The sequence below is a fragment of the Polaromonas sp. genome, assembly GCF_010365105.1.
Lineage (GTDB): Bacteria > Pseudomonadota > Gammaproteobacteria > Burkholderiales > Burkholderiaceae_C > Polaromonas.
Window position 1 is genome coordinate 233,772 of record NZ_JAAFGZ010000007.1, and the last position, 12,724, is coordinate 246,495.

The 12,724-nt window shown below is 65.6% G+C and carries 13 protein-coding genes; 9 read left to right on the forward strand and 4 right to left on the reverse strand.

The window, feature by feature from the left end:
* Window positions 1-3 precede the first annotated feature (3 nt).
* Entirely contained in the window at window positions 4-1,581 is a 1,578-nt protein-coding gene (locus GZ092_RS06890; protein ID WP_293635584.1) for a phospholipase D family protein, read from the reverse strand.
* Window positions 1,582-1,717: 136 nt separating this feature from the next.
* On the reverse strand, window positions 1,718-2,956 hold the full coding sequence (locus GZ092_RS06895; RefSeq protein WP_293635586.1) for an MFS transporter: 1,239 nt from the start codon (window positions 2,954-2,956) through the stop codon (window positions 1,718-1,720).
* A gap of 98 nt (window positions 2,957-3,054) precedes the next feature.
* Here GZ092_RS06895 and GZ092_RS06900 point away from each other — a divergent pair, with 98 nt between their 5' ends.
* Complete coding sequence (locus GZ092_RS06900) at window positions 3,055-3,897, forward strand: helix-turn-helix transcriptional regulator (protein ID WP_293635588.1); 843 nt, start codon at window positions 3,055-3,057, stop codon at window positions 3,895-3,897.
* Window positions 3,898-3,993: 96 nt separating this feature from the next.
* Here the strand turns inward: GZ092_RS06900 and GZ092_RS06905 are convergent, their stop codons facing one another.
* A complete protein-coding gene (locus GZ092_RS06905) occupies window positions 3,994-5,424 on the reverse strand; it encodes a coniferyl aldehyde dehydrogenase (RefSeq protein ID WP_293635590.1) in 1,431 nt (476 codons plus the stop codon).
* Between the two features lie 88 nt (window positions 5,425-5,512).
* Here GZ092_RS06905 and GZ092_RS06910 point away from each other — a divergent pair, with 88 nt between their 5' ends.
* The 8 genes from GZ092_RS06910 to GZ092_RS06945 all read left to right on the forward strand — a co-directional run bounded on the left by GZ092_RS06910 (window position 5,513) and on the right by GZ092_RS06945 (window position 12,535).
* Window positions 5,513-6,034, forward strand: coding sequence for a CreA family protein (locus GZ092_RS06910; RefSeq protein ID WP_293635592.1), 522 nt, complete (start codon window positions 5,513-5,515; stop codon window positions 6,032-6,034).
* 116 nt (window positions 6,035-6,150) lie between these two features.
* Window positions 6,151-7,152: a DnaJ C-terminal domain-containing protein gene (locus GZ092_RS06915; RefSeq protein ID WP_293635594.1), complete on the forward strand. Its 1,002-nt coding sequence runs from the start codon at window positions 6,151-6,153 to the stop codon at window positions 7,150-7,152.
* Window positions 7,149-7,475 (forward strand): chaperone modulator CbpM, encoded by a 327-nt coding sequence (locus tag GZ092_RS06920; protein ID WP_293635596.1) that lies wholly within the window; start codon window positions 7,149-7,151, stop codon window positions 7,473-7,475. The genes GZ092_RS06915 and GZ092_RS06920 overlap by 4 nt, the downstream gene beginning before the upstream one ends.
* A gap of 420 nt (window positions 7,476-7,895) precedes the next feature.
* Window positions 7,896-8,975 carry a hypothetical protein gene (locus tag GZ092_RS06925; RefSeq protein WP_293635598.1) on the forward strand — a complete coding sequence of 360 codons (1,080 nt, stop codon included), beginning with the start codon at window positions 7,896-7,898 and terminating at the stop codon, window positions 8,973-8,975.
* 446 nt (window positions 8,976-9,421) lie between these two features.
* Window positions 9,422-10,108: a glycosyltransferase gene (locus tag GZ092_RS06930; protein WP_293635600.1), complete on the forward strand. Its 687-nt coding sequence runs from the start codon at window positions 9,422-9,424 to the stop codon at window positions 10,106-10,108.
* The gene (locus GZ092_RS06935; protein ID WP_293635602.1) at window positions 10,099-11,169 is read left to right on the forward strand and encodes an acyl-CoA dehydrogenase family protein; all 1,071 of its coding nucleotides are present in this window, start codon (window positions 10,099-10,101) and stop codon (window positions 11,167-11,169) included. The genes GZ092_RS06930 and GZ092_RS06935 overlap by 10 nt, the downstream gene beginning before the upstream one ends.
* Window positions 11,157-11,933 carry a PIG-L family deacetylase gene (locus GZ092_RS06940; RefSeq protein WP_293635604.1) on the forward strand — a complete coding sequence of 259 codons (777 nt, stop codon included), beginning with the start codon at window positions 11,157-11,159 and terminating at the stop codon, window positions 11,931-11,933. The genes GZ092_RS06935 and GZ092_RS06940 overlap by 13 nt, the downstream gene beginning before the upstream one ends.
* Window positions 11,930-12,535 (forward strand): SAM-dependent methyltransferase, encoded by a 606-nt coding sequence (locus tag GZ092_RS06945; protein WP_293635606.1) that lies wholly within the window; start codon window positions 11,930-11,932, stop codon window positions 12,533-12,535. The genes GZ092_RS06940 and GZ092_RS06945 overlap by 4 nt, the downstream gene beginning before the upstream one ends.
* Here GZ092_RS06945 and GZ092_RS06950 read toward each other — a convergent pair.
* On the reverse strand, window positions 12,532-12,724 hold a 193-nt coding region (locus GZ092_RS06950; protein ID WP_293635608.1), incomplete at its 5' end, for a hypothetical protein. The genes GZ092_RS06945 and GZ092_RS06950 overlap by 4 nt on opposite strands.

The following is a 12,724-nucleotide window of genomic DNA, read 5'->3' on the forward strand; positions in this document are numbered from 1 at the left end:
TGTTTAAAGCAGCCATTCGATGGGCAAGAGCGACAAAAAGCTCACGCCTGCGCGCTGCCACCAGCTGGTGCCCGGCTCGGTGGTGTCAACCACCGGCTGCCCTTGCGCATCCTGGCTCAGCCAGCGCAGACCGCCAGCGCTTTTGTCTTCGGACAGCATGACCTGGTAGGCCTGCGCCGGCAGTTCCTGGTCAAACCCGTCGGCCACCTGGCCGGCCAGCCTGGGGCTGCTGATCAGCACGCCCATTTCGGTATTGAGCGCGGCCGAGCGCGGGTCAAAGTTGAAAGAGCCGACAAACAGCCGGGTGCGGTCGACAGAAAACGTCTTGGCATGCAGGCTGGCGCTGGAACTTCCGCCCAGCCCAAGCCCCTTGGCCGTGGTCGCCTCAAAGGGTTGTTTCTTGAGTTCGTACAAGGTCACGCCGGCTTCGAGCAGCGCCTTGCGACGCCTGGCATAACCGGCATGCACCGCCGCCACGTCGGTGGCCTCCAGCGAGTTGGTCAGCACGCGGATGCGCACGCCTTGCTGGCGCAGCGCCACCAGCGCCTGCACGCCGTCAGCCGTCGGAACGAAATACGGCGAAACCAGCTCCATCGATTCGGTCGGCGCCTGCAGCACCTGCTTGAGCCGGGGGAGCATCAGGTCCTGCTGACGGGCTTTTGCCAGAACCTTGGCCGGGTCGTCGCTCACCAGGTGTGTTGGCGCCCATTCAAGCGCCAGCGTCCCTTCGACCATGCGGCGCACAAAAGTCGCCTGTTGCACCGCCTGCACATAGGCCTGGGCGGCAGGGTCTCGACTTGCGCCGGCGTCATGCTCGCTCACTTTGCGAAGCTGGCCCACCGGCGCGGGAGCCAGCAACTGGCTGACCGGGTAGCTTGACGCGCTCGCCCAGTACAGGTCAAAGTCGGTGGACACGGCATCGACCACCTGGCCAATCGCCAGCACGTCCAGGTCGGCAAACAGCATGCCGTCGCCGACGCCGAAATATTCATCGCCCACGTTGCGCCCGCCCAGGATGCTCGCCTGGTTGTCGGCGGTGAAGGACTTGTTGTGCATGCGCCGGTTGAGGCGCGAAAACTCGGTCAGATAGCCCAGCGGCCTGAACCCGCGCACCTTGAAAGGGTTAAACAGCCGAACCTCGATGTGTGCGTGCTGGTCGAGCGCGGCCAGCAAGGCGTCCATGCCGACGGTATTGTTGTCGTCAAGCAGCAAGCGCACGCGCACGCCGCGCTCGGCGGCGCTATGCAAGGCTTCCAGCAGCAGCTTGCCCGACACGTCGGGACGCCAGATGTAGTACTGCACGTCCAGCGTGCGCTCGGCAGCATCGGCCAGCAGCACGCGCGCGGCAAAAGCGTCGCGCGCTTCATTGAGCAGGTAGATGCCCGACAGCCCCGGATGGCGGCCGGCCAGCGGCGCAATGCCCCGCCCCAGCGCGGTATCGGCGGTGTTGCGCAGCACGCTGCTTTCAGTGCGGTCGGTGGGCGGAGCCAGGCTGGTGCAGCCGGCCAGCAGCGCTGCCAGCGCCATGCACCACCGAGCAATCAGACGGCCGGCCGGCTTGGCAGGCCCACGCACCGTCATCTCAAAAGCGTTTTTCAGCAAAGGAAAAAAGGGATTTATGGAAAGCCCGAATCATAGGGGAATGCACCAAAGAATGCATGAAAGGAATGCCACAAGGCGCGCAGGCACCGCCCGCTGGCTTACCCTTTTCCCCTGGTCAGGCCGCCACGGGCAGCGCGGTGCGGCGCACCCGGCGCACGTTGAAGGCGCTGGCAATCAGCACGCCCTGCGTGAGCGCCAGCCCCAGCAGCACACCGCGGTACTGCCCATGGTCCATCATCACGCCAAAGATCAGCGGCGCCACTGCCTGGCCGATGTCCAGCCCCGCATAGACCACGCCGTAGACGCGGCCGGTCGCGTTTTCAGGCGTCGAGCGCTTGACCAGCAGGTCACGCGACGGCCCGGCCATGCCGGAGGCAAAACCCATCACGCCGAACAGCACCGGCACCACGCCCGGCGACACGTGGCCCAGCGCCAGCACCAGCGCCACCGCCGCCGCCACGCCATAGCCAATGCCCACGATGCGTTCGCAGCGCGTTGGATCGGCCGCCAGAAAACCGCCCAGCACCATGCCGCCAGCCGCGCACACCATGTACACCGTCAGGCAGACGGCGACCAGCGTCAGCGGCATGCCGTGCAGCTGGCGCGCCGCCTCGGGGGCAAAGGCCTGCACCACGCTGAGCACGATGGCATTCCAGAAGAAAAAGGCAAAGCACATCCAGACGGCCGGAATCTTCAGGAAATCCAGGTTGCCGCCCGCGGCACTGGCACCTGCCACCGGCACGGCCGGCTGGAGCGCCAGCTTGTTGCGCTGAAGCAGCAAGACCAGCAGCACGGTAAACACCAGCACCCCGGCCGCCGCCAGCGCAATGCGCCAGGAAAAGGCAAACGTCAGGGACACCACCAGCGCTGGCGCCAGCGCCCAGCCCAGGCTGCCGGTGATGCCATGTACGCTGTAGGCATGGCCCAAGCGCGAGGCGCTGACCTTGCGGTTCAGCAGCGTGTAGTCGGCCGGATGAAACACGCCGTTGCCGATGCCACCGACCACCGCAAAACCCGCCAGCATGGCGTAACTGGTGCTGATGGAATAGCCCAGCGCGGCAAAACCCAGCAACGCCAGGCCGCCAAACAGAATCGGACGCGGGCCGAAGCGGTCCACGACGAAGCCTGACAGCGCCTGCACCGCGCACGACACGACGAAAAAAATCGTCATCAGAAAACCGAGCTGTGCATAGCTGACGTCGAACGCCTCCTTGAGCCAGGGGAACAGCGGCGCCAGCAGCAACTGGCTGAAATGACTGGTCATATGGCCCAGCCCGACCAGGCCGATCACGCCGGCGTCACCGCGCAAGGAAGAAGCGCCGGCGGGCGGATGAAGGGTGCTTGAAGTGCTCATGGCCTTATCGTAATATTGGCCCCGGAATTCTGAAATGCGACAAATCGTCATGTTTCATCGAATACCGGACAACCGTAACGTCCCCCATTTCACTTCCCATGCACCGCAACAGCCGCCTCCTGCCCGTTCCCATCGGCGACACTGGCCTGTCTACGCCCAGCCCCGCGCAGCCGGTGCGGGTCCGCTCGCGTTCCATGCCGGCCGACGCGCATTTCGAGCCGCATGCCCATGCGTGGGCGCAGCTGGCCTATTGCGCCAGCGGCGTGATGCAGGTCACGGCCGAACAGACCCGGCCCGGCCACGACCGGGCGGAAGAAATCACCTACATCGTTCCGCCCTCGCGAGCGGTCTGGATTGCGCCGGCTGCCCACCACCACATCACGGTGCTGGAAGCGGCCGAGCTGCGCACGCTCTACCTGGACGCCAGCGCGACACCGTCGGGCTGGGAGGGCTGCCGCGTGCTGGTGGTGTCGCCGCTGCTGCGCGAACTGGTGCATGCGCTTGACGTCGGCGCCACTGCGCCCCGGCTGGGCGCACGCGAGCAATGGCTGAGCGCGCTGGTACTCGATGAAATCGCCCGGGCCGACACCCAGGCACTGGGCGTTCCGATGCCGCATCCCGACACCGGCGACAAGCGGCTGCGCGCACTGTGCCAGGCGGTGCTGCGCGCGCCGTCCAAACGCGCCACGCTGGCTGGCTGGGCGGCCGACGTGGGCGCCAGCGAACGCACTGTAGCGCGGCTGTTTCGCGAGCAGCTTGGCCTGGGCTACCAGCAATGGCGACAGCAGGCCATCCTGGCGCATGCGCTGCCGATGCTGGCACGTGGCGAGCCAGTGGGCAACGTCGCCGCCGCCAGCGGCTACGCCAGCGAAAGCGCTTTTTCCGCCATGTTCAAGGCCGCCATGGGCCAGCCGCCCAGCCAGTTCCATGACAAACGCTGAATTGCAGTGCGCTGATTGGCTCTTTAATTCATAGCTTCCTGCGCCCGTGGATAGTGCGCGAAAGCCTTTTTTGATTGAATTTTTCAAGCCAGGCCATCAAATGATGCGCTTGAGCAACCCCATGACTTGGTCGAAGCGCCGGCCATACGGCGGATAAAACAGGTCGCCGCGCGCCCATTTCGACTGCAGCAGCACCGGCTTTTGGTGCGTCAACCGCAGAAAGCCGGCTTCACCGTGGTAGGCACCCCAGCCGCTGTCGCCCACGCCGCCGAACGGCAGTTGCGGGTGGGCAATGTGCATCAGCGTGTCGTTCACCGTCACGCCGCCGCTCACGGTGCGTTCCAGCACCTTGTGGCGGGCCGCCGCGTCGGTGCCAAACCAGTACAGCGCCAGCGGCCGGGACCGGGCATTGACCAACGCAATCGCCTCGTCCAGCGAGCGGTAGGCCAGCACCGGCAGGATCGGGCCGAAAATTTCCTCGTTCAGCAGCCGCGAATCGGGCGCCGGATGAAACACCAGCACCGGCGGCATCTGGCGCGACCCGCTGGCGGCAGCGGCATGGCCAGCGCCGGGGTTGACCACCTGCACCTGCGCGCTGCCGTTGCGCGCATCGTCGAGCAGCGCCTGCAGGCGCTGATGCTGGCGCGGATTGATGATGGCGGCGTAATCAGGGTTGCCTTCAATGCGCGGGAACAGCTTAGCCACGGCCCGCTCGAAGGCGTCGGCGAACTCTGTTTCGCGGCCGGCGGGCAGCAGCACGTAGTCGGGCGCGATGCAGGTCTGGCCGGCATTGAGCAGCTTGCCGTGGGCAATCTTCAGCGCCGCCTGGTCCAGGTCGCACGACGCGTCGATGATGCACGGCGACTTGCCGCCCAGTTCCAGCGTGGTCGGCGTCAGGTTGGCGGCAGCCGCAGCAGCCACCTTGCGGCCGACTGCCGTCGAGCCGGTGAAAAACAGGTGGTCGAACGGCAGGCTGGCAAAAGCCGCCGCCACGTCGCCGTCTCCCTGGACCACGCACAGTTCGTCGGACGCAAAGCTGCGGGCGATCAGTTCGGCCAGCAGCGCCGAGGTCTGCGGCGTCAGCTCGCTGGGCTTGAGCATCACCCGGTTGCCCGCTGCCAGCGCGGTGATGACCGGGCCGAGCGCCAGTTGCACCGGATAGTTCCATGGCGAAATCACGCCGACCACGCCCAGCGGCTGGCGCTGCATGAAAGCGCGCGCGGGCTGCAGGTACAGCGGCGTACGCACCCGTACCGGCTTCATCCAGCGGGCGAGGTTTTTCAGCGCGCCGGCCAGCAGCGTGCGCAGCACGAACAGGTCGGCAATCTCGGTCAGCTGCGGCGAGCGAACGCCAAAGTCGGCCTGCACCGCCTGCGCCAGCGCCGCGCCGTGCTGCTCCAGCAGCGCGCGGATTTTCAGCAGCCGCTCGCGGCGCAGTGCCAGCGGCACTTCGGCCCGGGCACGGCTGGCGCGGTGCTGGGCTTCGAACAGGGAATGCAGACTGGAGGGCGACGGGCTGGAAATCATCCACCCATGATAGGGGCGGCCCGCTTTGTACATTAGAGGTCTGGCTCCAGCGCCAAAACCTGTTCGGCGCTCTTTCAAGGACTTTTCCATGCACACATCCACCGCTTCCCCACTTTCCCCCGTTCCGCGCCACTGGCGCCGCGCCGCCCTGGCGGCCACCCTGGTCCTGAGCGGCTGCGGCCTTTCCAGCGCCGAGGAAGTCGGCGCGGTCGACACCGTCTTCAAGTTCATCGGCCCCGACCACAAGATCGTTGTCGATGCCTACGACGACCCCAAGGTCAGCGGCGTGACCTGCTATGTGTCGCGCGCCAAGACCGGCGGCATCAAGGGCGCCTTCGGCCTGGCAGAGGACAAGTCCGATGCGTCGATTGCCTGCCGCCAGACCGGCGTCATCAGCTTTGCCGGCGGCAAGCCGCTGGACAAGCAGGAAGAAATGTTCAGCGAGCGCATTTCGCTGGTCTTCAAGCGGCTGCGCGTGGTGCGCATGGTCGATGCCAAGCGCAACACGCTGGTCTACCTGACCTATTCGGACCGGCTGATCGAAGGCTCGCCGCAAAACAGCGTGACCGCCGTTCCGGTGCCTGCCACCACACCGATTCCGGTGAAATAGCCAAACAAGCCGATGGCCTACACGGCGGCCTGATGCAGCGCAGTAAATGCGGTGCGGTTTTGCGCTAAGGTACTTGCTGGCCCGCCCTGGGTCGTCTCTGCACTGGGAAAGCCTTCATGGAATTCAAGGATTACTACACCGTCATGGGCCTGGCCCGCGACGCCTCGCCTGACGACATCAAGCGCGCCTACCGCAAGCTGTCGCGTAAATACCATCCCGATGTCAGCAAGGAAAAAGACGCAGAAGCGCGCTTCAAGCAGCTTGGCGAAGCCTATGAAGTGCTGAAAGACCCGGAAAAGCGCACCGCCTACGACCAGTTGGGCCAGCACTGGAAGGAAGGCCAGGAATTCCGTCCGCCGCCCGGCTGGAACGCCGGCGCCGAACATGCCGGCCGCAGCGCACCGCGCGATTTCCAGGGCGGTGGGGACGGCGACTACAGCGACTTTTTCGAGTCGCTGTTCCGCCAGGGGTTCGCCAGCGGCGGCAGTGCAGGCCATGCAAGCAACCGCGCGGGCGCCGGCGGCCAGCGCGCCCGCTACAGCGCCGCCGGCGAAGACCGCCATGCCAAGATCCTCATCGATCTGGAAGACGCCTACAGCGGCGCCACCCGCACCATCAGCCTGCGCGTGCCCGAAATGGACGACCAGGGCCATGTCGTCCCGCGAGAGCACCAGATCAGCTTCAGCGTGCCCAAGGGCATCCGCGCCGGACAGCACATACGCCTGGCCGGCCAGGGCGCGCCCGGAGTGGGCGGCGGCGGCGCGGGCGACCTGTACCTTGACGTGGAATTCAATCCGCACCTGCTGTACCGGGTGGAGCAGCGCGATGTTTACCTGGACCTGCCCGTGGCGCCATGGGAAGCCGCGCTCGGCGCCAATGTGGAAGCGCCCACGCCCACCGGGCGCGTCGAAGTGACGGTGCCGCCCGGCTCGGCAGCCGGGCGCAAGCTGCGGCTCAAGGGACGCGGCCTGCCGGGCAGCACGCCGGGCGACTTTTACTTCGTGCTGCAAATTTCCGTGCCGGCTGCCGACAGCGACAGCGCCAAGGCGTTCTACGAAGGCATGGCCACGCAGTTCAACTCCTTCAAACCCAGAGCCAAACTGGAAGGCCAGCCATGACCACCGACTTCCAACTTGTACAAATCACCGGACTGATCCTCGAAGACCAGAGCGAACTGCGCCTTGACGACCTGTGCCGAGCCTGCGCCGCGCAGGTCGAGCGCATTGTCGAGCTGGTGGATGTGGGACTGCTGACACCCTCCGGCACCGCGCCCGGCGAATGGCGCTTCACCGGCGTCCATTTGCACCGCGCCCGCGTGGCGTTGCGGCTGGAAAGCGACCTGGGCGTGAACCTGGCCGGCGCCGCACTGGCGCTGGAACTGCTCGACGAGCTGGACACGCTGCGCGCCCGCGTTGAGCGGCTCGAAGCCAGCGGGCGCTAAGCACCCAAGCCGTCATTGCACAGGCAAAAATGACGGACGTGTCGAATTCATGATGCAAGGAATCGTCTGCCTGAACCCCAAGCGGTTTGACGCCTGCGCCCACTGGCAGGCGTACTAAATTTTCGAATAAAAAGGTTGATTGCGCATGCCCAGCGGGCGCTTGCAGCTATTCAATCCATAGCATTCATCAAAAACAGCGCAACAGGTGGTGATGCGAGCCGCTTCGAATCCTGCGCCACGCCAACACCTCATGCGGCCCGCCCGCACCAGCCACAAACACTTACAGTGCAAGGGCCGGTTCGCGTTTAACGTGATCAGATTTGCTGCTCCGGTTTGACAGCGCATCCCCCTCCCTTTTTGGCACGGCGCTGAACCTGCGGGATTCGTTGTCATCCTTCATCGCCTTCATCAAGGGCTTTCATGAACCTTCATGTTTTCGATTCAACACCGGCTGGCTTCAAAGCGGCCGCCCTTGTACTTGCGGTGCTGGCGCTGCTGTCGGCTTGCGGCGGCGGCAGCGATGGCGATGGCGTCCTGCCGATGGCGACGCCTGTCCAGACGGCCACGCCTGCTTCGCCGAACCCTTCGCTCGTGACCACGCCGACCGCGCCGACGACCTATGCGCCGGGCAGCGAGGAACTGGCGGCCTATCAGCTGCTCAACGCCGAGCGCGGGCTCTGCGGTTTCGGGCTGCTGACCGCCAGCGCGCCGCTGGACGCAGCGGCCCGGGCGCATGCCGACTACCTGATCGTCAACAGCCTGAATTCGCACCTTGAAGACGCCAGCCGGTTTCCGGAAGGCTTTACCGGCACCAACCCGGCTGCGCGTGTCAGGGCGCAGGGTTATGCCGACCTGGGCGGCGTGACCGACGAATTCGCTTTTTTCACGTCCGGCAATGCAGCATTGCCCAAGCGCGGCATCGGCGTGATGGGCATTCGCGGGCTGTTGAATGCGCCCTGCCACCTGAATGGGCTGATGAGCGGCTACCGCGATGTCGGCGTGGCGGTGCGCTCCCGGGACGACACCGGCAAGGGCCAACCCGGCGTTTTTGTGCAGGTCAACGCGGCCTACACCATCTCCGCCGGCCCGCAACGGCTGGGCAGCAGCGACGTGCAGACCTACCCCTGCGAAGGCACGGGCGGCGTGAACCCCCAACTGACCAACGAAACGCCGAACCCGGTGCCCGGCCGGGACCTGCGCACGGCGCCACTGGGTTCGACCGTTTACATTGCGGTGCGCGAAGGCAACCGGCTGGCCATCACCCGAGCAGCCATGACGCGGGCGGCTACCGGGGAAGCCGTGGTGCTGCGCACGCCGGTCACATCGGCCAACGATCCCTACGGACCCTGCCTGACCGGCTGCTTCGGGCCGCACCAGGCCTATGTCGTGCCGGACGCGCCCTTGCTGCCGGACACGGCCTATACCGTGATGCTAGGCGGCACCAACAACGGCACGGCCTTCAGCCGCAGTTTCAGCTTCTCGACCGGCAGCGGCAGCTAAAGCCTCTGGCAGGCATTGCCAGGTCAGGTTTTGCAATAAAAACACCGTTTACGCATGACTGGCGTGTGCTTTCAGCTATCAAAATAAAAGCGTTTGGCACCTCGGCATGCAGTGCCAATGCTGGCGGTTTGAACACCCCACCTCGGCAGCAAGTCCTACCCCCGCTACCCATAACCTGCAGCGCCTGCGTGATGGGCGCTTACCGGCTGAAATGGTGAATTCTTACTTTCAGACGCATACAGGCGCATTAGGCTTGAAGGCAAATCTCCACGCTTTTTTTGCTTTAGATCTGCTGATTTTTTCTACGGGGACCACTGGATGACCTACCTTCACCTGCCCGCCTCGGGCTTCGTTGCAATACCGCTGAGCCCGGCATGCTGTGTTTATCGGCATGACAACACTTCATTGTCTTTGCGCAACGGCACGTTTGATCGTGAATGTCCCGCATGCTCGGCATAGTCATACCGGTCCACAACGAAGAGGCGTGGCTGACCAGCTGCCTGCAGGCAGTTATCCAGGCAGCGGCATCGCCCAAGCTTCACCGCGAAATCGTGCATACCCTGGTCGTGCTGGACAGCTGCACCGATGGCAGCGCCTGCATTGCAGCCAGTTTTGGCATTCAAACACTCCAGGTGCAGGCGCGCAATGTCGGCATTGCCCGCGCCACCGGTGCCCAGCACTGCCTGGACATGGGCGCGCGCTGGCTGGCCTTTACCGACGCCGACACGCGGGTCTCGCCCGACTGGCTGGCCGAGCAGCTCGACCAGGACAGCGACGCGGTCTGCGGCACGGTGACCGTCAACGACTGGAGCGGACATGCGCCACAACTGGCATTGCGTTTCAAGGCCAGCTACAACGACGCGCACGGTCACCGGCATGTTCACGGTGCGAACCTGGGCGTCAGCGCCCAGGCTTACCGCGACGCCGGCGGATTTCCACCGCTGGCCTGCAGCGAGGACGTGGCGCTGGTGCAGGCGCTGCAGGCGCGCGGTGCCTCGATTGCCTGGTCGGCCGCTCCGCGCGTGGTCACCAGCGCCCGCAAGAATTTCCGTGCAGCGGGCGGCTTTGGCGCCACCTTGCTCCACGGATTTCCTGAAGCGGGACTGGCTAACGAGGGGGCTGCATGCGCCTAGCCGACTGCCCTGAGCGCGCGCCTGCAGTCAGCGAGGGCGTGCCCGCACCGCTTCACGAGCAAGAGGTTGCCCGCAATCTGCATGAACTCATTCACGCCGGCCTGGCCGAATTGCCAGCACCCGGTAGCGGCCGCACGCTTGAACGCTGGCAGGCGCTGGCGCGGGTTGGAGCGCAGGACTTGTCGCTGGCCAAGCTGTTCGAGGGCCACACCGATGCACTGGCCATCATGCGCGAGCTGGGTGCGCCGCCAGCGCCGTCAGGTTCAAGCTGGGGCATGTGGGCAGCCGAACCACCCGATGCCAGGGTGATTTTTCAGTCGCTTGAGAACGACGCGCGTGATACCGGCGTAACTGATGTCGGGTACAGCGTGCAGCTTGATGGCCGCAAGGCCTGGTGCTCGGGAGCCCGGTCGGTGTCGCACGGCCTGCTCACGGTCTGGCGCCCTGACGGAACCGGACCCTTTCTGGCCAGCGTGGCGATGCACCAGCCCGGCGTGCAGGTGTCAAAAGAAGGCTGGCCGGCCATAGGCATGGCAGCCAGCGCCAGCGTCGATGTGGTTTTTTCATCCGCCCGTGCGCAACTGGTCGGCCAAGAAGGCGCCTACCTGGCCCGGCCTGGGTTCTGGCACGGCGGCGCAGGCATTGCAGCCTGCTGGCTGGGCGGCGCGCAGGCACTGGCGCACGCGTTGTGGCAAGCCACGTCTCAAGGCCGCCCAAGCGACAAAAACCTGCTGCGCCATATGGCCCTTGGCAAGGTGGACCTGGCGTTGCAGCACACCGCTGCACTGCTGCGCGAGGCAGCTGCCTGGATCGACGCGCAGCCTGCGGCCGATGCCAGCGCGCTGGCCCTGCGGGTGCGCCTGAGTGCCGAAGCCAGCGCGGATCGGGTTCTGGCCCAAGCCGGCCGGTCACTGGGCGCAGCCCCTTTTTGCAAGGACGCCAGCTTTGCCCGCATGGCCTGCGACCTGCCCGTGTATCTGCGCCAAAGCCATGCCGAGCGCGATTTTGCGGCGCTAGGCCAACGGGTTGCCGCGCAAGGCCCCGAGTCATGGGCGCTGTAGTGTTCGACCGTCAGATCACCGGAGAAGGCACGCCGGAAGCCGAGTGGCAGACATGGCCTGGCCTGGGCCAGTTGTCACGGATAGCGCTGGACGAACTCGTACCGCCAGGTCGCCGCGCGGTGGTGGTGGCGCCACATCCGGATGATGAAGTCATCGCCTTTGGCGGCCTGCTGGCGCTGCTGGCCGCACGCCGAAGCGCTTGTCACGTGATCGCCTTGACCGACGGCGAAGCCAGCCATCCGGGCTCGCGGAATTGGCCGCCTGGCCTGCTGGCCAAAGCGCGCATCGGTGAGAGCCTCGCGGGCCTGCGCCAGCTGGGCTTGCCGCCGCACAGCCAAAGCCGCCTTTCGCTTCCCGACGGCAGATTGGCTGCTTGCGACGACAGGCTGGCGCAGCGATTGGCTGAACTGCTTCGGCCCGGCGACGTGGTTTTTTCCACGTGGCAACTGGACGGCCATCCTGACCATGAAGCCGCTGGCCAGGCCACCGCCCGTGCTTGCAGTCAAGTGGTCTGCCGCCATTGGCAGGCGCCGGTGTGGATGTGGCACTGGGCCCGGCCCGGCGATGCGCGCGTGCCGTGGTCACACATGGCGCGGCTGGCACTGCCTGACAACGCAGTGCGCCAAAAAATCGCCGCTTTGGCCACCCACCAGACCCAGTTGGCGCCGCAAGACACCGGCGCGCCTGCCGTGCTGCCCGGCTTTGCACTGGCGCGGATGCTGCGGGGCTTTGAATACTTCATGCCTGCCGGGAACGCGTCGTGAACCCGGACCGGGAAGAATTCACCCGGCTGTTTCAGCAGACGGACGACCCGTGGGGCTTCAAGACCCGCTGGTACGAGGCGCGCAAGCGCGACCTGACCCTGGCGGCCCTGCCGCGCCCGCACTACCGGCGCGGTTACGAGCCCGGCTGCGCCAATGGCGAGCTGGCCGCCGCGCTTGCGCCGCGCTGTGATCGGCTGCTGGTGTCCGATGGCGTGCCGGCTGCGCTCGACCAGGCGCGCCAGCGGTTGCAAGGCTTGTCGCAGATCCGCTTTTTGCAGGGCTGGGTGCCCGACCACTGGCCACCGGGAAGTTTTGACCTGATCGTGTTCAGCGAGATCGGCTTTTACCTCGACCACGTGCAACTGGCCAAACTGATTAGCCAGATGAAAGCAGCGCTTGAAGCCAGCGGCACTTTGCTGGCCTGCCACTGGCGCCATCCGGTGCAAGGCTATGCGCTGAACGGTGACGACGTACACCGCGCCCTGGCGGAACAACTGGCCTGGCCGCGCCTGGCAAGACACGAGGAAGCCGACTTTTTGTTAGAGGTCTGGTCACCCGACCCGCGCTCGGTCGCGCAACGGGAAGGTTTTGTGAAGCTTTAGCGGGTTGGGTTGAATTCCAAGGCGCAGGTTTCAAGATACCTGCGCTCCAAACGGATCAACCGAAGAGCGAACACCTTATTTACAGCCCCAGTGTCTGGGTATTCCGGAGGATCGTGACCGGTCATTCCGGGGATCGTGACCGATGCCCTTGAAAGGGCTGCATTCCGGGATTCCGGGGTCGTGACCGAC

Bases quoted from the DNA above. Each gene is read 5' to 3' on its own strand.
- GZ092_RS06915 (WP_293635594.1), top strand. From the start codon at position 6,151: ATGGAATTCAAGGATTACTACACCGTCATGGGCCTGGCCCGCGACGCC.
- GZ092_RS06910 (WP_293635592.1), top strand. From the start codon at position 5,513: ATGCACACATCCACCGCTTCCCCACTTTCCCCCGTTCCGCGCCACTGG.
- GZ092_RS06890 (WP_293635584.1), bottom strand. From the start codon at position 1,581: ATGACGGTGCGTGGGCCTGCCAAGCCGGCCGGCCGTCTGATTGCTCGG.
- GZ092_RS06935 (WP_293635602.1), top strand. From the start codon at position 10,099: ATGCGCCTAGCCGACTGCCCTGAGCGCGCGCCTGCAGTCAGCGAGGGC.
- GZ092_RS06905 (WP_293635590.1), bottom strand. From the start codon at position 5,424: ATGATTTCCAGCCCGTCGCCCTCCAGTCTGCATTCCCTGTTCGAAGCC.
- GZ092_RS06900 (WP_293635588.1), top strand. From the start codon at position 3,055: ATGCACCGCAACAGCCGCCTCCTGCCCGTTCCCATCGGCGACACTGGC.
- GZ092_RS06930 (WP_293635600.1), top strand. From the start codon at position 9,422: ATGCTCGGCATAGTCATACCGGTCCACAACGAAGAGGCGTGGCTGACC.
- GZ092_RS06920 (WP_293635596.1), top strand. From the start codon at position 7,149: ATGACCACCGACTTCCAACTTGTACAAATCACCGGACTGATCCTCGAA.
- GZ092_RS06895 (WP_293635586.1), bottom strand. From the start codon at position 2,956: ATGAGCACTTCAAGCACCCTTCATCCGCCCGCCGGCGCTTCTTCCTTG.
- GZ092_RS06940 (WP_293635604.1), top strand. From the start codon at position 11,157: ATGGGCGCTGTAGTGTTCGACCGTCAGATCACCGGAGAAGGCACGCCG.
- GZ092_RS06925 (WP_293635598.1), top strand. From the start codon at position 7,896: ATGAACCTTCATGTTTTCGATTCAACACCGGCTGGCTTCAAAGCGGCC.